The organism is Skermanella sp. TT6 (assembly GCF_016653635.2).
Taxonomy (GTDB): Bacteria; Pseudomonadota; Alphaproteobacteria; order Azospirillales; family Azospirillaceae; genus Skermanella; species Skermanella cutis.
In genome coordinates this window covers 3287388-3312808 of the sequence record NZ_CP067420.1, presented here as the reverse complement: position 1 = coordinate 3312808, position 25421 = coordinate 3287388, and the positions used below count along the sequence as shown (strand labels likewise).

Sequence of the window (25421 nt, the reverse complement as noted above, 5' to 3'; positions counted from 1 at the left end):
TCTTCCTGGCCTCTCTTTCAGCCATCTCGCGGAGATAGGTGGATAGGCCGATGCCCCGCTCCCTGGCGGCGGCCTCAAGCACCTCCTGGGCGTCATCGTCCAGGCGCACAGATACGGGAGAGCCCATCTTCAACCTCCAAAATGCCTTCGCTGGCAGCATCCAGGAATGTATGACGGTTTAGTGCTACGGACAAGTAATCTCGCGTGTCTCGTAGCTTCACGAGATCGACGCGCAGTCGTGGTGGCGGTTGCTACATAAGACCGCATTATCCGGCGGTGTGCTCCATGGAATCTTGCATTCTTGCGCCTATTCCATGAGATGCTTTGTGGCTCCCAAACAGGGACCTGCCACCGAGTGTCCGTATCATCCCGGCAGCCTTTGCCGCACCTCGAAGAAGCCCTTCCACGGATCGCCGGCCGGTAAGTCGGCCATGCCGTAGCGGGGCGCAGCGGCGGCGTCGCCCAGCGTCTCCCAGGCCAGTGGCATCGCCACCGGCGCGCCGGGCCGCGCGCGGGTCGAGTAGGCGGCTACCGCGGTGGCGCCGCGGCTGTTGCGCAGGTGGTCCAGGAAGATGCGGCCGCTCCTTGCCTCCTTCTGCGGGTTGGTCGTGTAACGCTCGGGCCACTCCGCCGCAAGCCGCGCCGCCACGTCGCGCGCGAACGCCTTGGCCGCTTCCCAACCGGCATGCGGCTCGACCGGGACCACCACGTGCAGGCCCTTGCCGCCGGTCGCCTTGACGAAGCCGCGCAGGCCCAGATCCTCCAAGGCCGCATGGATTGCCCTTGCACCCTCCACCACGTGCGCCCACGGCACGCCCTCGTCCGGGTCAAGGTCGAAGACGATGCGGTCCGGGCGCTCCAGGTCGTCGGTGGTGGCTCCCCACGGGTGCAACTCCAGCACGCCCGCTTGGACCAGCGCCGCCAAGCCGCTCATGTCGTCCACCGCCAGCCATTCGTCGTCGCCGTCGCGGACCCTGCGAACGGCCTGGTGCAGCCCGGTCCACGGGTGTTTTTGGACAAAGCAGGCGCCGTCGTTGCCGGACGGGCAGCGCACCAGCGTCAGCGGTCGGTTAACCACATGCGACAGAACGCGGTCGGCGATGTCGGCATAGTACTCCGCCAAGGTGCGCTTGGAGACGCCCTGGTGCGGCCAGAGCACCCGGTCGGGATGGGTGAGCGTGATCCCGGCGATCTCGACGGTTTCGGCGGTGGCTTTGGGCATGGCGCGTCTCCTGCTGTTACAGTGGAAACGCCGCACCGCGACGATTGGTGCTGAATCGGCATCAATATCGGAGGGCTCAGGGCGAAGGCCGTCGGTGTACTATCATGCAGCATCTCAATATGGGGGCGGTGATGGAAAACCCGCGGCGGCAGAGGATGGGGCGGGACGAGTTCCGGCAATGGGCGGAACAGCAGGAGGGTGCGCGCTACGAGCGCGTGGACGGTGAGCCGGTCGCCATGGCGCCCGAGCGCGCCATCCATGCTCGCATCAAGGCCCGCGTCTGGCAGGCCCTCGACCGCACTCTCCGGGACCATGGCGGCGACTGCGAGGCTTTGCCCGACGGCATGACGGTCGAGATCGACGCGGACACCGACTACGAGCCCGACGCCGTCGTCAACTGCGGCCCGCCGATCCCGGACGATGCGGTTGCCGCCACCAATCCCGTGATCGTCGTCGAGGTGCTTTCCCCCGGCACCAAGGGCGTCGACACGGGAGCCAAGCTCGACGGCTACTTCCGTGTCCCCGGCATCGTCCACTACCTCATCGTGCTGACGGCCAGGCGTGGCGTGATCCACCACCGGCGTGCCCACGACGGCGGCATCGACACCCGCATCCTCTCGAGCGGAAAGATCGAACTGGACCCGCCCGGCATCGCCATCGACATCGACGAGATCTACGGACGCTGAAGCGGGCTGAGCCTCCAGTCCGGCAGATCGGCAACCATGGGCTGAGGCCGTCGCGGCCGTAGGCTGGGTCTCACTCGGATCTGCCTGTGAAGTTAATTGCACGGCCGCTCCAGCGCGCCGTGTTTTTCGCTGCAGGACCTGACAGAGCCCCAGGGGCACGGAACCGGCCAGGATATCGGGGAACAGCTGGCCGATACGGGTCCGGAGAGCCCCGGGATGCGCGCGCCGAGCCTGCCGATCGCCCTTCGTCTCCCCGCCAACCCCTTGCCAGCACGGGTGAATCCGCGCCCGGCAACGGTCCCGTTTTTCTGGAAATCGTGCTGGAAACCCACAGAGACGCCCTGCTAACCCATTGTTCTCAAGATCGCTGGCCAGACCCATTATCTCTGGCGCGCCGTGGACCAACACGGTGTCGTGCTCGACGTGCTGATCTAGAGCCGGCGCAACACCAAGGCGGCCAAGCGCCTGTTGCGCAAGCTGCTGAAGAAGCAGCGCCGGACGCCGCGTGTCATGGTCACGGACAAGCTGAAATCATACGCAGCAGCCAAGCGCGAGATCATGCCCGGCGTCGAGCACCGTCAGCACAAGGGGCTTAACAACCGGGCGGAGAACTCCCACCAGCCAACCCGACTGCGAGAACGACAGATGAAGCGGTTCAAGTCGGCCCGACACGCCCAGCGCTTCCTTTCCACTCTCGATTAGATCAACAACCTCTTCTTCCTGCTCTGCCACCGTATGACCGCAACCGACTACCGTGCCGATCGGGACCGCGTCTTCCAGGCGTGGCACGCCGTCTGCGGCATCATGCTCGCCGCATAGCCCGCACCAGTCCCGTTGGCCGTCAAGCTCGTCCAGCTTTCAACTCCCGCCCAACAAGTTAACGATGCCGGTTCACCTCACCGACCAAGATCGCTTTCCACCCCCAGTTGCCCTTCCTCTTATCAAAGCTCTGGACGGCAACTCCAGTCACGACATCCTCGTCATTGATATCACTGGTCCTTACGAGATCAGGCGGAATGAAGATGTTGTCGTCAGTGAAGCCCAGGCCATTCCTTACTTTGACCATACTCTGAAAGGACCGGCAGACCTGAGCGCCAGGCGTTTTGCTCGTCGCTTCGGCCGTCAGGGCGCGCACGCCTCCTCCCTTGCGAGACTGGAACGTGGCCAGCTTGAAGGAGACGAATGCGCCGACAGCGGCTATCCCCTTGTAGTGGGCGAGAGGGAAGGTTCCCTGGGCTTCCCGGCCGGCCGTGAAGTGCATCAAGCCCTTGCTGGGGTTGACGTGGTCGATGATTCCCACCGTTTCAGGGAAGATGTCAAAGGGCGCACCGTCCGGACGGTCGGAGACCGCATGGAGAATGAGGCGTCGCTCGCCCTCAGGGTCGTAGTCGGCCTTCACCCGGATGGGCTGGCCAATCCGCGGCGACTTCAGCTTCAGCCTGTTTTCCGGGATAGACACTTCGGCGGGAAGAAAGGGGGTTTTGAGATAAAGCTTCCGCCTCGGCTTCCCGTCCTGTCCTTCGACGGTGAATGTTTCTCCTACGCAGGCGTCGATCCAAGGGAGGTCAGAGAACAGGAGGTCGTCGGCTGCGGTCGCGAAGCGCGCATAGAAGCCGACCTTAGGGGGCGTGGCATCGATGGCCGCATACCAGTCCATGGCGGTCATGTCCTGCACGTCGACAGGCACACGATGGCCGGAGCGCTTCTTGTGCTCGAGGATCCGTTCGATCTCCCCCTTTGCCTCGGCCGCATGCCCGGCGTCCAGGAACTCGCGCGCGAGCTTCAGGCGAAGCGGACTCACGAAGTTGTCATCCTGCGAGCAGGTCAGAGACTTGCAGTAGCAGGCCAGGCGTGTCCCAGGATCGGCCTGAAGATCTCCGAGAAGCTCCCATGCCCAATACTCCTGGGATTTGGTCTTGGTGAAGGAGAGCGCAAGGTTCCGGGCCTCATCCTGGCGTCCAAGCGCCCGGAGGAGCTTCACTTTGTTCAGCTCCAGCCAGTGGTTGTCCGGGAAGCGCGCCATCATGCGGTCGACGAAGAGCAGCATGTAGTCGAGATCGGCACGGTTGCCGGTCTCGGCGGCTTCCTTTGCGGCCTTCATGACCACCTTCTCGGCGAGCGCGGGGATGCTCTTCCCGTCCTTCGCGGCGAAACGCTCTAAGTCCTCCTGCCGGAGATGCTCGAGCCCCCAGAGACGGGCGAAAGGCAACATCTTGAGATGGTCGCCTGAGGCGAGGCGCGAGGCCATGTACAGCATGCAGCTGTGAAGCTGCGAGGGACGTTCGACTTCGAGTCCCATATAGGCGTTGAGATGGCGCCGAGCCTCGCCCACGACGGCCGGCGGCAACTCCTCTGGGAGCTTCTTCCCCAAAAGGTCCTTTGTCGCTTTGTAGAGATCCCAGCCATAGTTCGTCGAGATCTCGGGGCCAAGCAGCTTGCGGCGGGCAAGATCGGCGTAAATCTTGATCGCATCGCGGAGGCGCCCAGCTTTGCTGTGCTCCTGCGCCTGGGCGATCTCGTCCGCCCCTTCCTCGAGGAGCGAGAGCGCACGGCCACGCTCCTTGGTGAGGATCTCATCGTTCTCGGGCAGCTCCAGCGCCCGCAGCTGACGGGCATAATCCTCGGCCGCTTCGCTGGAGCCCTTCCGGGCGTTCGCCTTCAGAAGGTCGATGAGACACCAGGCATAGGCTCGAACGTCCCAGGCATCTCGGTCGGGCGACGTTATGCGCTCCCGCGCCATCTCGTAGGCGGCGTCGATCTGGCGGTCCCGGCGGAGCTTGAAGACCTCGCTCGACGAGCTCATCAGCCTTTCCTGACAGGCAGCAGGTCGATCACCTCAGAAAGGAGCGCACGCGGCGCCCGCGATGGGTTGACCGGCTTGCATGTACTGAAGGTGCCCCTTCCGTTGTAATAGATATCGACGACCACCGCGTCGGAGCCGCGGGCGAAGGTGTACCGCTGGCACCATGGCAACTCGGCCACGTCCGCGATCTGGATCCCCCGCTCCTTGGCCCGCGAAAGGAGCCATTCGTGGAATGTGCCGAGGAACTCCTGGCTGGGGACATAGATCACATCGTTCGACGAGGACGCTCGATTGGCGGGTGTCAGGATGCGGTCCGACAGGGCACCCAGGCACTGATTCAGCTCGCCGCTCAGCGCGTTGACCTGGGTCGGCATGATCCTCCCGATCTTTCCCTTGCCGTTGTAGGCAATGTTCACTCGGGCGGATTCACCGTCACGGCGGAAGAAATACGCTTCCTGATACTGATTATGGACGATGTCCTCGATTTCGATGTTGGTCCCTTCAAGGGCGGCCTGCACATGCCCCAGGATGGCGAAGAGGACCCCATTCTGCTCGGTAAGGCCGAAGCGCTCCGGTGGGGCGTCGGGGCTGCCAATTGAGTCCTCCGGTGACACGGAGATCGTCTCCGCCGACGAGCAGGACGTGGCGAAAGGAGGCATGCCTATTACCTTGATGTCCGCGCCCACCTCCCGATGCGGGGGCTTGACCATGTAAAGACGACCCTTCGCTCGTGTCATCGCTGTGTAGAGCCATCGAAAGTAGTCGGATGAGAGTTCGTTTTGGCCGCGCGGGCAGACGACGAAGACGTGCTCCCATTCGCCGCCCTGGGCCTTGTGGCAGGTGACTGCGTAGCCGAACTTGACCCGCAAGGCATTGAAATACGGGTCAGCCCGAAGGACTTCTTGGAAGTGATTGCGGTCCTTCCTCAAATGCTCGTGCCGCATGCAGAAGTCGATATAGAGGGCCTTTTGCTCGTCGGACCCGATGTTCGGGTTGCTGTCGTAGAGCACGTTCTCGAGGATCTTCGTTTGGATGAACTGCGCGCGTCCGTCCGTGTCCCGGACACCCAGCAAGGCCCCCCGGAAGGAAATGGTCACCTCGACGGTCTCCACGGCCTTGGTGTCGGGGTTCTTTCGTCGGATGGATATGCGGCGGGTTTCCACCCGTTCGTCCACCTCCTTAGCCAGGATGAAGTCGCCATTCGCGATGAAGAGGCCACTGACGGTGATGTTCGCAACCACCATCAGCTTGTCGCCAGGAACGATCTCCGACTTTCCCGGAAAGAAATGCTCGCGGATCATGCGGTTGTAGCCAGCGGCTTCCGCGTTCGAGCGGGCCACGATGATGGCCTTGTCGTTGATCGCGTGATTGCAGGCCTCGAGGTAGCGGGAGAGGACCCGATCACCCTCGACCTTCTCGATGTCGGGCACGCTGAAGTCGAAGGTCAGCTTGCAGAATTTTCCGCTCTTCAGGCTGTCGCGAAGCGGCATGACGTTTCGAAGAACGCCGCTGTCCGCCTTCTGCCGGACGACGTCCTCAAGTTCGTAGCTGCGGCAGCTTACGCCGTAGGTTTTGTGGAGGTAGTCGGCATCGAGCGCTGGGGAGAATGACATATCAACTGGGGGCAGCTGCGCCGTATCCCCGATCAGAATGATCTTTTTGTCGTGGTCGTTGTGATCGAGCCGGACGAAGTTGAAGAAATCCTTCAGAAGATATCCGGATCCCGAGCGGAAGAACTCGCTCTCCTGGTAGGCGTCCGAGATGAGCGACGCCTCATCGACCATATAGACGGCGTTCGCCGCGTCGTCGTTGGTCGCGATCTGGGCGTAGTTCTTGAAGGTTTCTGACCCTTTAAGACCCTCGTCGGTATATTCGATTAGTTCCTTGAAGTTATAAATTGTGCGATGGAGCGTCCCGGCTTGGTACCCAGTCTTCCCCTCGATCACTCGCGCGGCGCGTCCCGTGGGAGCACAGAGGCGGAACATACGCCCTTGGGCCGAAAGGTAGTCGGCCAGACCTCTGATGATAAAGGTCTTTCCGGTACCCGCATGGCCCTTGAGCAGAAAAACCTCCGCCTGGGGGGCTGCGAAAAATCGCTCGAGTTCCTCGACTGCCTCCTCTTGGCTCTTCGAGAGGGTCGCACCGGCGAATGCTTCCCTCAGGCTGATAGGGGTCCTGAGCTCCCTCGTGGTGGGATCGACAGCATTGAACGCCTTGTCGGAGGCCTCCCTCTCCTGTCGGCTGTCATCTTGGGACAGGCGCGCAGGTTTGGCGGCGGGGTCGGACGCCTCCTCTCTCCCACCGCCGGTTTCGGCGAGCGCCTCCTCGACGGTCTCGCGGGACGCGCCGGCGGGCCGCGCCCCAGGATCGGGGAGGCGAAACGGCCCCGAGGCATACAACTCTTCGGGTGCGATGAGGCGACAGAACCACTGGGCCAGAGCCCACGCATCCGCGAGAAGGCCTGCCGCCTGCGCCGCCGAGACCGTGCCGCCATGGGCCGCCTTGTTCCCAAGAAGCCTGAGAGTGTGAAGCTTCCCGAGAAGTCGCTCATTCAGAAGGCGGTTGTCTTCGAGGAATCGCAGGCGATCGATCTGCCGGCCGTTCGTGAGTTCTGGCAAGCTTTTCAATTGGAAAAAAGCGGAGATAAGAAGTTCCCCAAAGCACCGAAGGCGGATGGCTGTCACATCCGCATCGACATGGAGTGCGAATTCGGCTTGAACGGCACGCTTATGCAATTCCGGCCAGCGGGTTTGCAGGAACCCAAAACTACTCGTCAAAGCCGAATATCCCCAGTGTAGTCATTCTCGTCCGCAATGCGGATTTCTGACAGGGTTTACATAACGCGAGTGCATGGAACCTTAACAACGGGAAAATAGATCTACGCTGACAGGTTGTTAAGCGGTAATTGTGTCACAGGGGCAAAGTTCGGGCACTGAGCGAGGCGCTGGAGTTTACCCACGACCGATTTGATCCCGATTCGCTCTAGGCATGTCGAACTTGGAAAAGCTGTCCCTGTCTGGCCTGTTGCGTGGCGACTGAACGGCACCGTCAATTTGGCGGCGGGTTGGATCGCGCAATCGGTGCGAGTCGGTCAGGAGGTGGCCATGACGACCTCGACCAAGCCCCCCTACGTCGGCCACCGCTTTTCTCCGAAGCTGATCAGCCACGTGGTCTGGCTATACTTCAGATTTCTACTGAGCCTTCGTATGGTGAAGGAGATGCTGACCTTCCGGGGCATCGTGGTCAGCCACGAGACGATCCGGCAATGGGGCCTCAAATTCGGCTAGGCGTTCGCCAACATCATCCGCCGGCGGCTGTCCTGGCCGGATGATACGTGGCATATGGATGAGGTTGTTCTCAAGATCGCCGGCCAGACCCATTATCTCTGGCGCACCGTGGATCTTCGCCGACGCCCGATGGTCTTGGCCCCGCAAGGCCACTGCCAGCTTCTCCAAGCTCTTCAATACCCACAGCAGTGGGCGCTCCGGGCAGTTCAGCGTCATCGGCGCGACCAACTCCAGCAGAGCGCGCTCCAGCGTTGCATCTGTCTCCGTCAGCCGCTTGCGCCCGCCCGGTCAGCGCGGGCGTGGCCCAGACGGCGGCACCCCGTCGGCGATCTCCTTGAGCCCGTGCCAGATCGTGCTGGGGGGCGATCCCGGTAGCCCGTGCCACGGCGGCGATGCCACCATAGCCAAGCGCCTAGGCTTGTGTGGCGGCAAACAAACGGCGCCTCCGCTGGTCAAGGCTGGGACGCAGAAGGGCGTATCGGTAGCGTGGAAATAGACGGCCGAGACGGGTCCGGAGAGCCCCGGGATGCACCCGCCGAGCCTCCCCATCGCCCTGCATCTCCCCGCCAACCTCTTGCCAGGACAGGTGATTCCGCGCGCCAGCAACGGTCATTTTTTCTGGAAATCGTTCTGGAAACCCACAGAGACGCCCTCGTAACCCATTGATTCTGCTTGGGACGGAATGAGACGGCGGGAGACGGCGCCGGGCCGGGTTCCAGGCACGAAAAAGCCCGCCAAGCTTTTGACTTAGCAGGCTTTTTTGATGGTAGCGGAGGAGGGATTTGAACCCCCGACACAAGGATTATGATTCCTCTGCTCTGACCAACTGAGCTACTCCGCCGCAGGCCCGGTTCGTCGCCGGGAGGCCGTCATATAGTTCGCCGAAGCGGGCACTGTCAAGCGCTTCGCGGCGTTTTTTGCAGCCCCCGATACCCGGCGCGGAAGCCGCATTCTCACAGGAAAACTTTCTTAACCGGCGGCCGCTATGATGCTCCGCCGCATGGTACGGATCTTTGACAATCGCATAGGGAAACCAGCCCGGCCGGTCGGCGGGGCAGGGTCGCCCGAACGGCTCCGACGCCACGGATGATGACATCCGAGGTCGCCGGACCATGGCACGGCTGCCGTGCTCCAAGCGCGCCGAACCCCACGTTTGCTGACGTTTGCTGACATGCTCCAGGGGGCGGCGCGGCGACTCCGGGCCAAGCCGCCCCAAGCGCCTCATCACGTCTGCGTACATTTGCTGACATACCTCGGGGGGCATCGCGCCTCCCCACCCGCCAAACCCCGGCCGTCGCTCAAGCCGCGGCTCAGGCCGCCGCCAGCCCGTCTTCCGCCCGGGTGATCCAGCCGCCGCCCAGCACCCGGTCGCCCTGGTAGAACACGCAGGCCTGCCCCGGCGCCACGCCGAACTGCGGCTCGTCCAGCACGACCTCCACGGCCCCGGCCTCCGTCGCCGGGAACACCGTCGCCGCCGCAGCCGGCTGCGCCGACCGCAGCTTCACCTGCACCCGCGTCCCGCCGGCGTCCGGCGTACCGCCGGCGCCCAGCCAATTGACCTCGCGCACCTGCACGCGCTCGCGCCCCAGCGCCGCGCGCGGCCCGACCACCACCCGGTGCCGGGCGGGGTCCAGCCGGACGACATAGAGCGGGTCGCCGCCGTCGCCCTTCTGGCCGCCGATACCCAGTCCCTTCCGCTGGCCGATCGTGTAGTGGATGATCCCCTCGTGCCGGCCCATCACGCGGCCGTCCACATGCACGATGTCGCCGGGCTCGATGGCGCCCGGCCGCAGCTTCTGGACCACCTCGGCATAGGAGCCGGTCGGCACGAAGCAGATGTCCTGGCTGTCCAGCTTGTCCGCCACCACCAGCCCGAACCGCTCGGCCAGCGCCCGCACCTCCGGCTTGTGCATGCCGCCCAGCGGAAAGCGCAGGAAGTCCAGCTGCTCGCGGGTCGTGGCGAACAGGAAATAGCTCTGGTCGCGGGCCGGGTCGATCGCGCGGTGAAGCTCGGCGCCGTCAGCGCCCATCGCCCGGCGCACGTAATGGCCGGTCGCCAGCGCCTCGGCCCCCAGGTCGCGGGCGGTGTCCAGCAGGTCGCGGAACTTGACCCGCTGGTTGCAGCGCACGCAGGGGATCGGCGTCTCGCCGCGCAGGTAGCTGTCGGCGAAATCGTCCATCACCGACTGCGAGAAGCGGTTCTCATAGTCCAGCACATAGTGCGGGATGCCGATCCGGTCGGCGACCTGGCGGGCGTCGTAGATGTCCTGGCCGGCGCAGCAGGCGCCCTTCCGGCCCACGGCCATGCCGTGGTCGTAGAGCTGGAGCGTGATCCCGACCACGTCGTACCCCTCCTCGCGCAGCAGGGCGGCGGTGACCGAGGAGTCGACGCCTCCCGACATGGCGACGACCACGCGGGTGTCCGCCGGCGCCTTGGCGAAGCCGAGCGAGTTGAGGCCAGAGGAACCCACGGCGGCGCGGCCCGCCGCGGCGGAGTTCGAGGGGTACTTCAGGGGCGAGTCCATGCCCGGCAATATAGGCGACCGCCGCTGCGCCGCAACAGGAGTCGGCACCGACAGGGTCGGCGTCAAGCCTCCATTCGGGCAGCAGCTTGGTTAATACAAAGGATTGGAGGAATAACACTCCGGAAATATCGTTCATGCGCACAGAGAAAAGGTGCATTTCGCTCCCATGGCGGTGGCACATTTCGTGCCCTGGCGGTATTCACCCTAGGTGACCAAGGTCCGAAACTGTCGAGGCTGGAGCGAATATTTAAGGCGAATGCCATTGAATCCGCTGCATGCCATCGACCCGGCAACTCGAGGTCCCGGCATTACGGACCCGTTGATGATGGATTGAGCAGACCATGGCCAGCATGGACGCGATAGACCGCTCCGAACCCGACCACTCTCAACCGTCCTCATCCAGGAACCCGGCCTCGTCGGCGCGCACCCGGCCGGTGCCGCTGTGCGTGGACATGGACGGCACGCTGCTCAACACCGACAGCCTGATCGAATGCGTCTTTGCCCTGATCAAGGACTGGCGCGCGCTGTTCGCCATGGTCGGCTGGCTCCTGAAAGGCAAGGCGCATCTCAAGCAGCAGCTGGCGCTCCATGCCCGGCTCGACCCGGCGCTGCTGCCCTACAACACCGGGCTGCTCACCTGGCTGCACGGGCAGAAGCGGCTCGGCCGGCGGCTGATCCTGGCGACCGCGGCGGACCACGTCATCGCCGACGCGGTCGCCCGCCACCTCAGGATCTTCGACGAGGTCATCGCCTCCGACGGGGTCAACAACCTGCGCGGAACGGCCAAGGCTGAAGCGATCGACCGGCACCTCGGCGGCCAGCCTTACGCCTATGCCGGCAACGACTTCTCCGACCTGGAGATCTGGCGGCACGCCGACTCCGCCGTCCTGGTCAACGCTCCCAAGAGCGTGTGCAAAGCGGCGGCGGAAGTCACCCAGATCGAAGCCCATGTCGACGACCGCGCCCCCTGGACGCGCGCGCTGCTCAAGGCGCTGCGGCCCCATCAATGGGTCAAGAACATCCTGGTCTTCGTGCCGATCGTCACGGCCAGCGCGCTGTTCGACCTCGCGGCCTGGGGCGACGCGCTGCTGATGTTCGTGGCCTTCTGCTGCACCGCCTCGGCCATCTACATGATCAACGACCTGACCGACCTGGCGGCCGACCGGCAGCACCACCGCAAGCGCAACCGGCCCTTCGCCAGCGGCGCGCTGCCGCTCTACCACGGCCCGATCGTGGCGCCGGGGCTGCTGCTGCTCGGCGGGGCTCTGGCCGCCCTGGCCGGGGCCTTCGGCGTCGTCGTGCTGTACGCCGTCTGCTCGATCCTCTACTCGTTCAAGCTGAAGAGCATGGCGCTGGTCGACCTGTTCATGCTGGCCGCCCTCTACACCATCCGGCTGTTCGGCGGCGGCGAGGCGTCGGGCTATCCGGTCTCGCTCTGGCTGCTGGGCTTCTCCAGCTTCGTCTTCCTCAGCCTCGCCATCGTCAAGCGCGTCGCCGAGTTGATGGCCCTGCCGCCCGAGAACAAGGGCAAGCCGGCCGGCCGCGGCTACCGGGCGGGCGATCTGGACATCCTGCGCCTGATGGGCGTCGCCTCGTCCTTCACCTCGTGCCTGGTGCTCGCCCTCTACGTCCAATCCGACCTGGCGCTCGGCCTCAACGCGCTGGACGCGCTCTACTGGGCGATCGTTCCGCTGATGCTGTTCTGGCAGTGCCGCCTCTGGCTCGCCACCTCGCGCGGCAAGATGCACGACGACCCCATCGTGTTCGCCGCCAAGGACCCCGTGTCCTGGGTCGTCTGCGGCGCGGTCTTCGCCATCGTCGCCATCGCCCACCTTCCCGTATAGAGGTACCGTGACCCCAAACCGGATCCCCAGCCAGACTGGCGCGCCTACCGGATCCCGCTCCATGATGCGGCGGGCGGAGTACGGCGCCGTCATCACCGCCGTCGTCTTCGTCGCGGCCATGACCGCCGCCGGCATCTGGTTCGGCCTGGACGAGGTCTGGCACCGCATGTGGGCGCTCAGCCCCGCCGTCCTGGCCGGCCTGCTGCTTCTGTCCCTGGTCAACTATGCCCTGCGGGCGTGGCGCTGGCACCTGTTCGGCCTTCATCTCGGCATCGACGTTCCGGCGGGACGTACCGGGCTCTACTACGTCGCCGGGTTCGCCATGACCACCACTCCCGGCAAGGTGGGGGAGGCGCTGCGCCTCTGGTTCCTGGAGCGCTGCCACGGCTACCGCTACGAGCGGACCGCCCCGCTGCTGATCGGCGACCGCATGGGCGACGCCGTCGCGATCACCCTGCTGTGCCTCACCGGGCTGTCGGCCTTCGGGGCCGCCTATGGCGTCGGCACCCTGGTGGCGACCGCGGCGCTGGTGGGCGGGTTGCTGATGCTGCTGCGGCCCGAGGTGCCGCTGCGCGGGGTGCTGCTGGCCTACGGCCTGGTGGGCCGCTGGCCGCGCCTGTTCGGCGGCGCCCGCACCGTCGTGCGCAAGACCTCGCGCCTGCTCGACCCGCGCGTCTTCGCCCTGACCTCGGCCATGGGCGTGGTCGGCTGGCTGTGCGAGGCCTATGCGCTGCATTGGCTGCTGGTCGACATGGGAGCCCATGTCACGCTCCAGCAATCCATCTTCGTGTTCGCCTTCGCGATGCTGGTCGGCGCCGTCTCCATGCTGCCCGGCGGGCTGGGCGGCACCGAGGCGACCATGTTCGGCCTGCTGACCCTGCTCGGCGTTCCCGCCGACACGGCCCTGGCGGCGACCTTGATCATCCGGCTGACCACGCTATGGTTCGCCGTCGGGCTGGGGTTCGTGGCCTTGCCGGCGGCGCTCCGCCTGGCCCGGCAGCCCGCGGCGGAGCGTCTGGCGACCGCCGACGGAATCAGGTGAGTTCTTGATATCATGACTTGGAAGACGATGACCCTGACCGGCTGGGGCCGCACCCGCCGGGCCGAAGTCGCCGCCTGCCGGCCGGAGCGCGCTCCCGCCGCGGTGCGGATGCTTCAGGGCCGGTTCGACCGCGGCATCCTGGCCTACGGGCTGGGCCGGAGCTACGGCGACGCCCCCCTGAACGACGGCGGCAATGTCCTGATGACCGAGCGGCTGAACCGCATGGTCTCGTTCGACCCGGACGACGGCACCCTGGTGTGCGAGGCCGGCGTCACCTTCGACGACCTGCTCGCCGCCTTCCTGCCCCGGGGCTTCATGCCGCCGACCTCGCCGGGAACATCCTTCGCCACCGTCGGCGGCGCCGTCGCCAACGACGTCCACGGCAAGAACCACGACCGGGTCGGCAGCTTCGGCGACCATGTGCTGTGGCTCGACCTGGTGCTGCCCTCCGGCGAGCAGGTTCGCGTCTCCCCGACCGAGCGGCCCGACCTGTTCGCCGCCACCATCGGCGGCGTCGGGCTGACCGGCGTGATCCTCCATGCCTGTTTCCGCCTGCGCCGGGTCGCCTCCGCCTCGGTCGAGGTGCGGGAGCGGCGGATGCCCGACCTGGACGGCTTCATGGCCGGGCTGGCCGAGGCGCGGGAGACTGCCGGCTACAGCGTCGGCTGGATCGACGGCATGGCGCGCGGCGCCGCGATGGGCCGCGGCATCCTGGAAACGGCGGAGACCGCGTCCGCCGATCCGGCCGGCGCCGCGGCGAAGGCGCCGAGGAAGCGGGCCGTGCCGGTGGACCTGCCCGGCTTCGCGCTCAACCCGTTCAGCATCAACCTGTTCAACCAAGCCTATTACCGGCGCGTCCCCGCCGCAGGGCGGACCCGCACCCTGCCGGTGCGGCAGTTCCTCTATCCGCTCGACGCCATCCACGACTGGAACCGGATCTACGGCAAGCGCGGCTTCTACCAGTTCCAGAACGTGGTTCCCGACGCGGAGGCGCCGGCCGCCCTGCGCAAGCTGCTGGAGGCGATCTCCGACGCCCGGGCCGGCTCCTTCCTCGCGGTGCTCAAGACCCTGGGCGGCGAGGGCAGGGGGCACCTGTCGTTCCCGATGCGGGGCTATACCCTGGCGCTCGACTTCCCCCGGCGCGACGGCGTGGAAGACCTTCTGGCCCGGCTCGCCGCGATTACCCTGGACCATGGCGGCCGCGTCTATCTGGCCAAGGACGCCGTGCTCGACCCCGCCGGCTTCGCCCGCATGTATCCCCGACTGGGAGAGTTCCGCCAAGTGCTCGACAGCATCGATCCCGACCGGCGGATCCAGTCCGACCTGTCCCGCCGCCTGGAGATCCGGGGCCTGGATATCCGGGGAGACGCGGCATGAGCGCCCCGACCTGGCTGGTGCTCGGCGCCTCCTCCTCGATCGCCCGCGCCTTCGCGCTGGAGGCGGCGGCCCAGGGCTGCAACGTGATCCTGGCCGGGCGCGACCGCGACGATCTCGACCGCGGCGCCTCGGACGTCCGCATCCGCCACAATGTCGCCGTCGCGGTGGTTGACTTCGACGCGGAAGTGGTAGATACCCATGATGCATTCGTGGGAGAAGTGACCGGATTGTCCACGGGCTTCGGCACCGGTCCGTTGAACGTCTTCCTGGCCTTCGGCTTGATGCCGGACCAGTCCGCCATCGACGCCGACCCGGACCAGGCCCAGCGCACTATCATGGCGACATATGCCGGCGCGGTGTCGGTCCTCCACCGCCTGACGCCGATCCTGGAGAAGCAGGGCACCGGCCACGTGGTGGCGCTCGGTTCGGTGGCCGGCGACCGCGGGCGGATCAAGAACTACGTCTACGGCTCCGCGAAGGCCGGGCTCCATGCCTACCTGCAAGGTTTGCGCAACCGCCTGTTCCGCTCCGGCGTGACGGTCACCACCGTCAAGCCGGGCTTCATCGATACCACCATGACCTGGGGCATGCCGGGGCTGTTCCTGGTCGCCTCGCCGCAGGCCTGCGCCCGCGCCTGCCTGCGCTACGCCGCCAAGGGGGCGGAGGTCCGCTACTTCCCGGCCTTCTGGTGGATCATCATGACGATCATCCGCTCGATCCCGGAACCGATCTTCAAGCGCCTGAGCATCTAGCACCGTCTTGCGCCATGGGCGCGACCGACCCTTCGATGCAGGGCGGAGGTGATGCGGGCCGACGATCGAAGGTTGCGCCCATGGCGCAACGCGGAGCGCCGCCCTATGGCCCGACCCGCTCCGGCGCCCCGGGATCGCGGGTCGCCAGCACGTTCAGGCACTCGTCGAAACCGGCGGCACCGTCCCGCAGGGTGCCGTCGGGACCCATGACATGGCAGGCGAAGCCGTGCCGGCGCAGCCGCTCCAGGATCTCGGCGGCGCCGTAGCCGTACCGGGCGGAGTTCTCGTCGAACAGCTCGATGTAGACATTCCTTGAAACGGACAGCACCCGTGCCGCGCCGTCCAGCACGAATTTCTCGAACCCTTCGACATCGATCTTCAACAGGTCGATCCGCTCCAGCCCGCCCAGCAGGGTGTCCAGCGTGGTCAACTCGACCGCCACCCCGTCGCCGCCCGCAGACACGAAGTTCATGTCGTCGGCCCGCCGCTGCGAGATCCGGATCGTCCCCGGCTCCGCCCCGACCGCCACGTTGTGGACGGTCACCTGGTCGAAGCCGTTCAGCCGCATGTTCTCCCGCAGAAAGCCCGCGATGGTCGGGTTCGCCTCAATCGCGTGGACGGTGCCGCCGGGGCCGACCCGCGCCGCGGCGGCCGCCGCCAGCGTCCCGACATTGGCGCCGACATCCACGTATGTCGCCCCGGGGCCGAGCAGCCGGGTGACGATCCGCTCGTCCGCCGCCCGCGCTTCCGGGTCGATCCAGTAGGCGCAGGAGACCGAGGACGGGAAGAATCGCAGCCGGTAGCCGTCCTTCGGGATGGTGAAGTGGCGGCACAGGCCGGTCTGCCACAGCAGCCGTCCCGTCAGGTTGCGGACCGGCCGGTCGCCCCGGATCAGGTCGGCCAGCCGGCCGGCATAGCGGGAAAGCGCCATGTCGGGCTCAGTACTCCCACTCGTACAGCACGCCGACCCCGGCGCCGGAGGTCGTGCCCACGTCGGTGCGAACCTTCAGGTTGTTGGTCACGTCGATCTCCACTACCACGCGGCTACCCGCTTCGCCGACCCGCTGTTCCGCCCCGACATAGACGTCGCGGGAGACGTAGCGGCCCGCGGCGACGCCGGCTCCCTCCAGCCCTTCGCCCCCTTCGCCGCTCAGCAGCTCCAGCCGGTCCACGCCGAGCGTGCTCCGCAGGTTGTCCAGGATGCCCGGGCCGCCGCCCACACCGGCCAGCTGGCCGACGCTCTGGGCGAGCTGGACCGCCTCGATGGCGCTCAGGTCGCTGAACGGCTTGTTGAACAGTACGCGGGCGATCACCTCGTCCTGCGGCAACTCGGGAGTCGAGGTCAGCTCGATCCTCGGGTTGGAGGCCCGGCCGGTCACCGCGACCACCGCCGTGATGTCGGCGGTCTGGGCCTGCGCCGCCACGTCCAGCACCGGATCGGTGCTGCCGTCGCCGACGAAGTCGATGTTCGCCTGCTGGAACTCGAACCGCTTGGTCAGCAGGTCGAGCGTCCCGTTCACCAGCCGCAGTCCGCCGCCGACGATCGGCTCCGCCGCGGTCCCGGTGACCTGGACGTCCGAGGACAGCTCGACGTTCAGCCCGCGCCCGCGCACGAAGATCTGGTTCTGCGCCTCCACCGTCAGGTCCAGGCGGAGTTGGAACGGCGATGGGGCTTGCTCCGCCGGCCCCGACGCCGCGGTATCGGCGGCACCCGGGCGGTTGATCTCCTCGACCTGGATCTCGACCACGCTGGGGGGAAGCTGCTCCGGCACCTGGATCTCGGCGCGCTCGATCCGCACCGGCCCCTGGAGCAGCGGGTTGTCCAGCGGTCCGGTCAGGCTCAGCAGCGTGTCGAGCCTGACCGTCGCCAGGTCGATCTGGACGAGCTGGGCGTTGCTGGCGCCCACCCGGACGTCGAAGGCGCGCGGATCGGCCGGATCGACATTGACCGAGCCGGACGCCTCGACGATGCCGTTGTTGGGCGTCCTGCCGTTGAACTGGTCGATGGTCAGCCGGGTGCCGTCGCCGCGCAGCCGCATCACGATGTCGCGGATGACGGTGCCGGCCGCCTGGTTCTCGTAGCGGCCGTCGTTGAGCGTCGCCAGGCCGCCCAGCTGCGGGTTGTCCAGCGACCCGCCCAGGTCGAGGTTCACGTCGAGCCGCCCCTGCGCCCGGTCGCCGGTGGTGGCGAGCAGGTCGTTGAAGGTGGCCAACTCCACGTTGCCGCGCAGCGCCCCGGAGACCGGCGCGTTCATCGGCACCTCGACGGTCAGCGGCTCCTGCCGCAGCACCAGCGGCAGCTCCGCCGCCAGCCTCATGTCGATGCCGTCGCGCTGCCGGGTCACGGCAGTGCCGTCGAGCGCCAGCCGGCCGTTCCGCCAGCGTCCCGTGGTCGAGATGTCGATGCCGCTCAGCCCGGCGGCCTCGCCGCCCGCGACGGTCAGGTTGCTGACCCTCAGGTCCAGGTCGGCGCGGGGGTCGGCGGTGGTTCCGGCGAAGCTGGCATTGCCGTTGAGCTGTCCGTCCAGCCCCAGGCCGGGGGCGGCCAGTTCCGCCAGGGCCAGCGGCACGCGGGTCAGGGTCGCCGAGCCTTCGATCGCGTTCCGCACCAGCCCGGCGTCGAGCGCGATGCGTCCCTCGTTGCTGGCGAGCAGCAGGTCGCGGACCTCGTAGCGGTCCGGACCGATCGTCGCGGTGGCCGGATTGACCAGCCGGAACGGCTGTCCGCCGTAGGTGCCGTCCAGCCGCTCCAGCCGGAGCCGCTGGAGATTGCCTTCCTGGCTGAAGCCGCCCGCCAGCGCCACGCGGGCAGGTTGGGCCGGCTCGCCGGCCTGGCCGCTGGTCCGTGCCTGGAACTCCGCCTGGGCCGGCGTGCCGGAGGCCGAGGCGGTCAGGGTCGCGAGGTCGGCGCCCCCGGTCGCGATGCCGGACCCGTCCAGCCTGGCGTCGAACCGGAGGGCGCCCAGCGCGTCGTCCACGTCGGCGTTCAGGGTGATCCGGTCGGCGGCCAGCAGCGTCCCTTCGGGGCCGGCGACCAGGATGTTCCGGCCCTGGACCGCGGCGGTGGCCGACTGCCGTCCCTGGGGATCGTCCAGCCTGACCTCGATCCTGCCGCTGCCGCCCAGCGTCTGGCCGGCCAGGGCGGAGAAGACGCCGAGGTCGCGCATATCCCCGGCCAGCCGACCCGATGCCGTCATGCGGTCGAGCGCCACCCGGATCGCCCCGGCTATGCGGTTCCGCTCCGCCCCCAGCGAGATGTCGGACAGGTCCAGCCGCTGGCCCTCCAGAGCGAAGCCGGTGCGGGCGTCCAGCGGCTGCCCGTCCACGATGGCCGATGCGACCAGGGTGCCGCGCGGGGCGCCGGGCACGCGGGTCGCCCTCAGCTCCAGGTCAGCCGTCGGCACGTTGCGGCCGGCCAGTACGAGGTCGCGGCCGTCCAGGTCGGCGCGCACCTCCAGCGAGTCGAGCGGCCCTGCGGCGGTCCCCTCCAGGGAGGTCGAACCGGCGATGTCGGTCGCCAGCGGCTCCTTCAGGACGGCGAGGCGCGGCAGGTCGGCCCGCCACCGGGCGTCCAGACGGTTCTCCCGCAGCGTCGCGGCGGCGGTCAGCGCCACGTGCCGGCCGTCGATCTTAAGCCTCGGCATATCCACCGAGCCGTCGGTCCCGACCGTCACCAGCCCGGACAGATCGACCCTGTCGCCGGCCAGAGCATCGGCGGCCGGCGTCCCGGTGTCCAGGCCGGTGACGCCGCCCGTAAGGTCGGCGCGCACCAGCGTCTCCCGGTTGCCGCCGCTCAGGTCGGCCCGGATCTGCGCGGCGCCGGCGAGCGGCGTCCCGGCCACCGCGGACAGGCGGGACAGCTCGGGCAGGGTCAGGTCGACGTTCCCGGCGATGTCCTGGCCGAACTCGCGCACGGTCGCGGTGCCGGTCAGGCTGCCCACCGGCGCGTCCAGGGCCAGCTCGGTCACCTCGACCGTCCGGGCGGCATCCTGGCTGCTGGCGGCGAGCCGCAGGGTCACGGCGTCCCCCGCCAGATCTCGCAGCATCGGCTCCAGGGCCGGATCGGTGCTGTTCAGTCCGCGCAGGTCGGCTGTCGCCTCGCCGCGCAGGACCTGCCCGCCTTGTTCGAGGGCGAGGTCGGTCCGCACGCTGGCGGCGCCTGCGACCGGCAGGTCGGGCAGGCGGGCGAGGTCCGGGACGTCCAGAACCACCTGCGCGCCGACGGCCTCGCCCCAGCGCTCGACCAGCGCGGTGGCGCTGGCGGTGCCGGCCGAGGTGTTGGCGCGAAGGTCGGCGACGCGGATCTCGCCCGAGCCGGGCGTCACGACGGCATTGCCCTCGATCGTCACCTCCCGGCCGGCGACCTGGGCGATCCGGGGATCGGCCGGCGACCTGGGGTTGGTCAGGGTTCCGTTCAGCGTGACGTCGATCGTGGATCCGGGCTGGTCGAGCGGAGCGGAGGGCACCGCCCGGACCTGCAGCACCGCCCGGTCCAGCGCCGCCTGGGCGGCATCGACGGCCTCGGCCGTCAGGTCGGCCGTGAGGGTGGGCGCCGCGACCGGTCCCTCGGCGGTCCCGGCCAGCCGGACCGACTGCCAGGCGACATCCGGCACCAGCGTCCGGAGCGCCGAGTCCGCCCCGGCCTCCAGGGCGTAGTCGAAGTCCAGTTCCTGCGGGTCGAACCGGTAGGTGCCGGACAACTCGGCCGTCCCGGCCGCCAGCGTGACCCGGGCCGGGGAGAGGGTCACCCGGCTGTTGGGATCGATCACGGCCTCGGCCGAGAACCCGACCGTCTCGCCGACCAGAACGGCGGCCTGGGGATCGAGCAGGCGGGCGAAGGCCGTGTCGCCGCGGATCGACATCCCGTAACCCCGGACGCCGTCCGCCACGTCGACGCCGCGGATCGTCGCGTCGGCGCCGATCCGGGCGATGTCGCCGGCGGCGCCGTCCAGCCGGCCATCCCAGCCGGACAGGGGGCCGGAGCCCCGCAGGGCGAGGTTGACCGGCGGGAGTCCCGGCATGTCGGCGGTCCGGGCGATCATCCCGCCCTCCGGCTCCTCCACCGTCAGGTTCAGGTCCAGAAGGTCGGTCTCGGGCGCGTAGTTGACCGCCAGCCTGCCGCTGCCCGGCCTGTCCAGGCGCTCTATGTTGAGGTCGGCGCCGAGTCCGGCGTCACCCCGGCCGAGCCGGGCGCTGCCGCTGATGCCCAGCGTCGCCGCTTCGCCGCCGAGCACGGGGGCGCCCAGGCGCAATTCGTTGACCGCGAGATGGCGCAGGTCCAGGCCGACCGGTAGGTCGGGGATCTGCGGCAGGGAGAAGGGCTCGTCGCTGGGCGGCTCGTCCGGCTGCCCCGCCGGCAGCCGGTCCACGTCCATCCGGGTGATGTCCAGGCCCGATATCCGGAACTCCCGGCGGAACAGGGCGCCCGCGGCCCAGTCCAGGTCCGCCTGCTCCACCCTCAGCCAGACGCCCTCGTCGTCGGCGATGGCCAGGTCGTAAAGGGTCACGTCCAGGCTCCAGCTGGAACTGACCCGGCCGATCGTCACGGTCCGGCCGGGGCCGCTCAGCAGGTTCTGGATCTGGCGTGTGATCCAGCCCGGATCCTGCTGCCCGGACTCCTCCTGGGCGGTGACGGCGATCGGCGCGCTCGCGAACAACCCCACCATCAGCAGCGCGGCACCCCACCGACGAACCAGACCTTCCATGAATTCCCGCCTTGCCATAGCTCCGGATCCCAGGGCGAAACACCCCAGGGGAACAGATGTGCCTTCCAAGATGCCGCGGACAAGGTCCGCCGGATGATCCGAACGCGTGCCCCGGATCCCGAAAGGGGCCGGAAACAAAGCCGCCGCTGCACGTTTACGGGGTCGGAGAACGGTATCAGGTCCTTGGGATAAAGCATGACACGTCCGTTCCGCATCCTCACCATGGTAATGACGATCAGCATGTGCGCAGGCTTCGCATCAGCCTCCATCGCGGCGGAGCCGCGGGCCTATGACGGCATCGTCGTGTTCGGCGACAGCCTTTCCGACACCGGCAACGCGGCCGGCGCGCGGTTCAGCAACGGACCCGTCTGGGTCGAGCACCTCGCGCGGCATTTCAGCCTTCCGGTCGAGCCGGCGATCTCCGGCGGGACCAACTACGCGGTCGGCGGCGCGCGGGCCCACGATCCGGCCAGCCCTTACAATCTGCGCGTCCAGGCCGACCGGTACCTGGCCGAGGAGCCGGACCGGCGGTCCGTCGGTCGGACCCTGTTCATCGTCTACGGCGGCGCCAACGACCTCCTGGCCGCCGTGTCGGGCCAGGACCCCGTCCTCCTGGCGACGAACGCGGTCCGTGTACTCGGCGGCATCGCCGACGACCTCGCCTCCGCCGGGGCCGGCACCATCCTGATGCCGAACCTGCCGGACCTCGCGAAGGTCCCGGCCGTGCGGCAGTTCGGCCCGACGGTCGGCCGGATCGCCAGCCGGGTGACGGAGGGGTTCAACCTGGCGCTGGACGAGCTGCTGGCCGGCGTCGAGGCGCGCCACGGCATGCGGATCGTCCGCCTGGACGTCCACGGCCTGGTCGAGCGGGTCTTCCAGGACCCGCGGCTCCTTGGAGAGCCGGGCGTCAACCTGACCGATCCCTGCGCCGGGGGTGGCCGGATCTGTTCCGACCCGGACCGGCACATCTTCTGGGACCAGGTCCATCCGACCGCCTTCGGCCATGCCCGGCTCGCCGGCGCGGCGCTCGACGTGCTGGCCGGGAATGGGGTCCGGTGACCTGACATGGAAAAGGTCGTCATCGCCGAGGAACCGGCGTCGCGCATCCCCAACTGGCTGCGGATCGTCATCTGGGGGCTGGTGATCGCGCTCGGCATCGGGCTGATCGCCGTCCTGGGACGGACGCTGGTTCCCTTCGTGGTCGGCGCCGGCCTCGCCTTCACGTTCGACCCGCTGGCCGGCTGGCTCGGCCGGAAAGGCGTCCGGCGCGGCTGGGCCGCCTTGCTGGTGACTCTGCTGACCTTCGGCATCCTTGCCGGAATCCTGGCGCTGCTCCTGCCGGTGCTGGTGGAGCAGGCGCGCGATCTGGCGGATGGCCTCCCGGACCTGCTGAACCGCGTCCGCGCCATGCTGACCGGCGCCGCCGCCCAGGTGCCGGGGGCGGAGGTGTTGAACGATACCGACCTGCTGCGCCGGATCGCCCAGCGGACGGCGGAATGGGTGCAGCAGTCGGCCGGCGACCTTCTGGGCTTCGCCGCCACCCTGTTCGACATAGCGCTCCTGCTGGTCCTGACCCCGGTCGTGACCTTCTACCTGCTGCGCGACTGGAACCCGGTGGTGCGCCAGATCAGGAGACTGGTTCCGCGCGGGTCCCGGAAGGTCGTGTTCGACCTGGTCGGGGAGATGACCGACCGGCTCGCCGGGTTCCTGCGCGGCATGGCGCTGAGCGCCGTGATCCAGGCGGTGATCCACTCTGTCGGGCTCTACCTGGTCGGGCTGAACTTCGCGATCCTGATCGGTGTGCTGACCGGGCTGCTGGTGTTCGTCCCGGTGGTCGGCAACCTCGTGATGTTCATCGCCGCGGTCACCGTGGCACTGGTCCAGTTCGACGGCTGGCTGGAGCCTCTGCTGGTCGTTCTGATCTATGCCGCAAGCAACGTGCTGGAGACCAGCGTGCTGGAACCCGTGCTTGTCGGCAACCGGACCAACCTCCACCCGGTCTGGGTGATCTTCGCGCTGCTGGTCGGCGGCAGCCTGTTCGGCCTGGTCGGCGCGCTGCTGGCGCTCCCCGCGGCCACGGTGATCGCCGTGCTGATCCGCTACGCGGTCGACCGCTACACCCACAGCAGGCCCTACGAGGAGTTCTGAACGCAGGCGTCAGAACGACTCCACCTCGACGATCCAGCAGTCCAGCATGCGCTGGGCCAGCGCCACGCAGACATTGTTGACGCCGGTCCGGTCCAGGGGCCCGAACGCCAGCGCGAACGCCATGCCGTCCCTCCCGATCTCGGGATAGACGAAATGCGCGTAGGGGGCGTATTGGGGGCCGGCGGCGGCGACGAAGCCGGTCCAGCCGTTCTCCGCCTCCACGGGGGTCAGGAACTCGCCGACGCGCGCCGCGTAGAAGGTCCGGGGCGGACCGCTGCCCGCGAAGTCGTAGTCGTGGACGCCGATGATCGGCAGCAGCCGGTCGGGGGGCAGGGTGATGCTGGCGATCGTGTCCGACGTCATGCGCGCCTTGCCGCCCTGCAGGTCGAGCAGGCCCAGGACGGCGCCGCGCTCCAGCTTCGTCTCGCGCTTCTTGCCGTCCTTGATCTCCGTGCCCGAGGCATCGCCCGCCAGCACGTGGGTGCCGCGCAGGGTGCCGTCGGGGAAGGTCCAGCGCTGCCGCCCGACCACGGCGGCCCGGCTCGCCACCGTGCGCGCGATGAAGATGCTGTCGAGGCTGTCGCTCGGCACGTAGCCCACGTCCCGGCCGCCCAGGCCGATCTGGGTCCAGGCGGTTCGCCGCGGAGTGCCGAACGCCGCGACGGTCTTGCCCCGGGGCAGCATCATCACGACGCGGCTCGCCTCGTCCGGCGAAACCCGGACCTCCACGTCGCGGTTCAGGATCGTCTCGCCGACCTGGGGGGCGCCGAGATTGGGTCCTCCCTGCGCACGGGCGGGGATCGTCGCGCAGAGCAGGAGGGCCGAAACCAGGGCCGGCAGAAGAAGCCGGGCGATCGGCGGCTTAGGCAGAATCTGCATCGCCATCCCCCCGGCATCGGGCAAGTCCTGCCGCGACGTTTCGCCCGAATTTCATAAAAGGCCTTGGACTCCGCCGCTGGCACGGCGCTTGCCATTCAGGGCCGAGACCTTGATCCACAGAGACCGCCCCGTCGGAGACCGCCATGCGCGCAACGCTGAACACCCGAATGATCGTCGCCTCCCTAGCCGCGGTGCTCGGCTGGAGCAGTCCCGCCCAGGCTTCGGCCTGCGCGCCGGGCGGCACGGAGCCGGACCCCGTCGCCCTGTTCGAGGCGGTGGCGCCGGCCGTGGTGACCATCGAGTCCTCCGGCGGCGGCGCGAAGACGGTCGGCACCGGGTTCCTGTGGGACCGCGCCGGCCATGTGGTGACCAACGAACACGTGATCCGACCCGGCCGGCAGCTGACCGTCAGGTTCGCCGACGGCCGTACCGTCCGGCCGGCCATGATCGCGGTCGCCGCCGATCTGGACATCGCGGTCCTGCAGGTGGATGCCGCCGCCGCTCCGGCCTGGGTGGCCCGCGGCAATTCCCGGTCGCTCAAGGTCGGGCAGGGTGTCTTCGCCATCGGCAATCCGTACGGGATCGGCGTCAGCCTGAGCCGCGGCATCATCAGCGGCCTCGACCGGCCGGTCGAGCTTGGCGCCGGCAAGCGGATCGACAAGGCGATCCAGACCGACGCCAGCCTGGACCCCGGCAATTCCGGCGGCCCGCTGCTCGATTCCCGCGGCTGCCTGATCGGCATGGCGACGGCCGTGGTCGCGGCGCCCGCCGGCCTGTCGCGTGTCGGCTTCGCGGTTCCCGTCGATCTGCTGGAGCGGACGCTCGCCGGCCTGATCGGCGATGCCGGCAGGGTCGCGGACAAGGTCGATGGAAAGGGGGAGAATCCCGGCACCCGGAACGCGCTGGGCATCATGGCCGAGGATGCCGCGCCGGGGGTGCGGGTCGTCAGCGTGGCGCCGGGGTCGCGCGCCGCCGCCCTGGGCGCCAAGCCGGGCGATGTCATCACCCATGCCGGTGATCGGCCGGTCGCCGGCGTCGCCGACCTGACCGCCCGGTTGAAGCACCAGGGGCCGGACGGCATGCGCCTGACCTTCCAGCGGGGCAAGACCTCGCGCACGGTCGAGGTCTTGCTGACTTCGGCCGGTTCGTGA

The 25421-nt window shown here is 68.1% G+C and carries 16 protein-coding genes, 1 tRNA gene and 2 pseudogenes; 10 read left to right on the top strand and 9 right to left on the bottom strand.

Features of this window, described 5'->3' with window-relative positions:
* Nucleotides 1-364: 364 nt before the first annotated feature.
* Nucleotides 365-1222 carry a non-homologous end-joining DNA ligase gene (gene ligD, locus IGS68_RS15655; protein ID WP_201070823.1) on the bottom strand — a complete coding sequence of 286 codons (858 nt, stop codon included), beginning with the start codon at nt 1220-1222 and terminating at the stop codon, nt 365-367.
* 104 nt (nt 1223-1326) lie between these two features.
* Here ligD and IGS68_RS15650 point away from each other — a divergent pair, with 104 nt between their 5' ends.
* Together IGS68_RS15650 and IGS68_RS15640 are read left to right on the top strand one after the other, a co-directional pair.
* Nucleotides 1327-1908 carry a Uma2 family endonuclease gene (locus tag IGS68_RS15650; RefSeq protein WP_201070821.1) on the top strand — a complete coding sequence of 194 codons (582 nt, stop codon included), beginning with the start codon at nt 1327-1329 and terminating at the stop codon, nt 1906-1908.
* Between the two features lie 378 nt (nt 1909-2286).
* A pseudogene (locus IGS68_RS15640) lies at nt 2287-2607 on the top strand (DDE-type integrase/transposase/recombinase); the annotation flags it as partial.
* Between the two features lie 178 nt (nt 2608-2785).
* Here IGS68_RS15640 and IGS68_RS15635 read toward each other — a convergent pair.
* Entirely contained in the window at nt 2786-4711 is a 1926-nt protein-coding gene (locus tag IGS68_RS15635) for a DUF7017 domain-containing protein (protein WP_201070815.1), read from the bottom strand.
* A complete protein-coding gene (locus IGS68_RS15630; protein ID WP_201070812.1) occupies nt 4711-7488 on the bottom strand; it encodes a DEAD/DEAH box helicase in 2778 nt (925 codons plus the stop codon). Before IGS68_RS15630 ends, IGS68_RS15635 begins: the two co-directional genes overlap by 1 nt.
* Before the next feature lie 327 nt (nt 7489-7815).
* On the opposite strand from IGS68_RS15630, the gene IGS68_RS35990 reads away from it, so the two are divergent.
* Nucleotides 7816-7998, top strand: a complete 183-nt coding sequence (locus IGS68_RS35990; protein WP_201070809.1) for an IS6 family transposase — start codon at nt 7816-7818, stop codon at nt 7996-7998.
* Nucleotides 7999-8115: 117 nt separating this feature from the next.
* On the opposite strand, the pseudogene IGS68_RS36460 reads toward IGS68_RS35990, so the two are convergent.
* From IGS68_RS36460 to mnmA, 3 genes and pseudogenes are all read right to left on the bottom strand, one after another.
* Nucleotides 8116-8530 (bottom strand): annotated as a pseudogene (locus IGS68_RS36460) (ISAzo13 family transposase); the annotation flags it as partial.
* Between the two features lie 232 nt (nt 8531-8762).
* A tRNA-Met gene (locus tag IGS68_RS15615) sits at nt 8763-8839 on the bottom strand.
* A 469-nt stretch (nt 8840-9308) separates the two neighbouring features.
* The gene (mnmA, locus tag IGS68_RS15610; RefSeq protein ID WP_247881381.1) at nt 9309-10400 is read right to left on the bottom strand and encodes a tRNA 2-thiouridine(34) synthase MnmA; all 1092 of its coding nucleotides are present in this window, start codon (nt 10398-10400) and stop codon (nt 9309-9311) included.
* A 464-nt stretch (nt 10401-10864) separates the two neighbouring features.
* On the opposite strand from mnmA, the gene IGS68_RS15605 reads away from it, so the two are divergent.
* The 4 genes from IGS68_RS15605 (at nt 10865) to IGS68_RS15590 (ending at nt 15538) form a co-directional block, all read left to right on the top strand.
* Nucleotides 10865-12367: a UbiA family prenyltransferase gene (locus IGS68_RS15605; protein ID WP_201070801.1), complete on the top strand. Its 1503-nt coding sequence runs from the start codon at nt 10865-10867 to the stop codon at nt 12365-12367.
* A gap of 61 nt (nt 12368-12428) precedes the next feature.
* Complete coding sequence (locus IGS68_RS15600; protein ID WP_201070798.1) at nt 12429-13409, top strand: lysylphosphatidylglycerol synthase transmembrane domain-containing protein; 981 nt, start codon at nt 12429-12431, stop codon at nt 13407-13409.
* 12 nt (nt 13410-13421) lie between these two features.
* Nucleotides 13422-14786, top strand: a complete 1365-nt coding sequence (locus IGS68_RS15595; protein ID WP_201070796.1) for an FAD-binding oxidoreductase — start codon at nt 13422-13424, stop codon at nt 14784-14786.
* A complete protein-coding gene (locus IGS68_RS15590) occupies nt 14783-15538 on the top strand; it encodes an SDR family NAD(P)-dependent oxidoreductase (RefSeq protein ID WP_201070793.1) in 756 nt (251 codons plus the stop codon). Before IGS68_RS15595 ends, IGS68_RS15590 begins: the two co-directional genes overlap by 4 nt.
* Before the next feature lie 103 nt (nt 15539-15641).
* On the opposite strand, the gene IGS68_RS15585 is transcribed toward IGS68_RS15590, so the two are convergent.
* Together IGS68_RS15585 and IGS68_RS15580 are read right to left on the bottom strand one after the other, a co-directional pair.
* Nucleotides 15642-16469, bottom strand: coding sequence for an FkbM family methyltransferase (locus tag IGS68_RS15585; RefSeq protein WP_201070790.1), 828 nt, complete (start codon nt 16467-16469; stop codon nt 15642-15644).
* A 7-nt stretch (nt 16470-16476) separates the two neighbouring features.
* Nucleotides 16477-21243 carry a translocation/assembly module TamB domain-containing protein gene (locus IGS68_RS15580; protein WP_201070787.1) on the bottom strand — a complete coding sequence of 1589 codons (4767 nt, stop codon included), beginning with the start codon at nt 21241-21243 and terminating at the stop codon, nt 16477-16479.
* Between the two features lie 195 nt (nt 21244-21438).
* Between IGS68_RS15580 and IGS68_RS15575 the strand changes: the two genes are divergently transcribed.
* On the top strand, nt 21439-22302 hold the full coding sequence (locus IGS68_RS15575) for an SGNH/GDSL hydrolase family protein (RefSeq protein WP_201070777.1): 864 nt from the start codon (nt 21439-21441) through the stop codon (nt 22300-22302).
* 6 nt (nt 22303-22308) lie between these two features.
* Complete coding sequence (locus tag IGS68_RS15570; RefSeq protein WP_201070775.1) at nt 22309-23391, top strand: AI-2E family transporter; 1083 nt, start codon at nt 22309-22311, stop codon at nt 23389-23391.
* Between the two features lie 9 nt (nt 23392-23400).
* On the opposite strand, the gene IGS68_RS15565 is transcribed toward IGS68_RS15570, so the two are convergent.
* Nucleotides 23401-24270: an SH3 domain-containing protein gene (locus IGS68_RS15565; RefSeq protein WP_201070773.1), complete on the bottom strand. Its 870-nt coding sequence runs from the start codon at nt 24268-24270 to the stop codon at nt 23401-23403.
* A 143-nt stretch (nt 24271-24413) separates the two neighbouring features.
* Here IGS68_RS15565 and IGS68_RS15560 point away from each other — a divergent pair, with 143 nt between their 5' ends.
* Complete coding sequence (locus IGS68_RS15560; protein ID WP_201070769.1) at nt 24414-25421, top strand: S1C family serine protease; 1008 nt, start codon at nt 24414-24416, stop codon at nt 25419-25421.

Coding starts and splice junctions, on each gene's coding strand:
- ligD (WP_201070823.1), bottom strand. CDS start 1,222: ATGCCCAAAGCCACCGCCGAAACCGTCGAGATCGCCGGGATCACGCTC.
- IGS68_RS15650 (WP_201070821.1), top strand. CDS start 1,327: ATGCAGCATCTCAATATGGGGGCGGTGATGGAAAACCCGCGGCGGCAG.
- IGS68_RS15635 (WP_201070815.1), bottom strand. CDS start 4,711: ATGAGCTCGTCGAGCGAGGTCTTCAAGCTCCGCCGGGACCGCCAGATC.
- IGS68_RS35990 (WP_201070809.1), top strand. CDS start 7,816: ATGACGACCTCGACCAAGCCCCCCTACGTCGGCCACCGCTTTTCTCCG.
- mnmA (WP_247881381.1), bottom strand. CDS start 10,400: ATGTCGGGAGGCGTCGACTCCTCGGTCACCGCCGCCCTGCTGCGCGAG.
- IGS68_RS15605 (WP_201070801.1), top strand. CDS start 10,865: ATGGCCAGCATGGACGCGATAGACCGCTCCGAACCCGACCACTCTCAA.
- IGS68_RS15600 (WP_201070798.1), top strand. CDS start 12,429: ATGATGCGGCGGGCGGAGTACGGCGCCGTCATCACCGCCGTCGTCTTC.
- IGS68_RS15595 (WP_201070796.1), top strand. CDS start 13,422: ATGACTTGGAAGACGATGACCCTGACCGGCTGGGGCCGCACCCGCCGG.
- IGS68_RS15590 (WP_201070793.1), top strand. CDS start 14,783: ATGAGCGCCCCGACCTGGCTGGTGCTCGGCGCCTCCTCCTCGATCGCC.
- IGS68_RS15585 (WP_201070790.1), bottom strand. CDS start 16,469: ATGGCGCTTTCCCGCTATGCCGGCCGGCTGGCCGACCTGATCCGGGGC.
- IGS68_RS15580 (WP_201070787.1), bottom strand. CDS start 21,243: ATGGAAGGTCTGGTTCGTCGGTGGGGTGCCGCGCTGCTGATGGTGGGG.
- IGS68_RS15575 (WP_201070777.1), top strand. CDS start 21,439: ATGACACGTCCGTTCCGCATCCTCACCATGGTAATGACGATCAGCATG.
- IGS68_RS15570 (WP_201070775.1), top strand. CDS start 22,309: ATGGAAAAGGTCGTCATCGCCGAGGAACCGGCGTCGCGCATCCCCAAC.
- IGS68_RS15565 (WP_201070773.1), bottom strand. CDS start 24,270: ATGCAGATTCTGCCTAAGCCGCCGATCGCCCGGCTTCTTCTGCCGGCC.
- IGS68_RS15560 (WP_201070769.1), top strand. CDS start 24,414: ATGCGCGCAACGCTGAACACCCGAATGATCGTCGCCTCCCTAGCCGCG.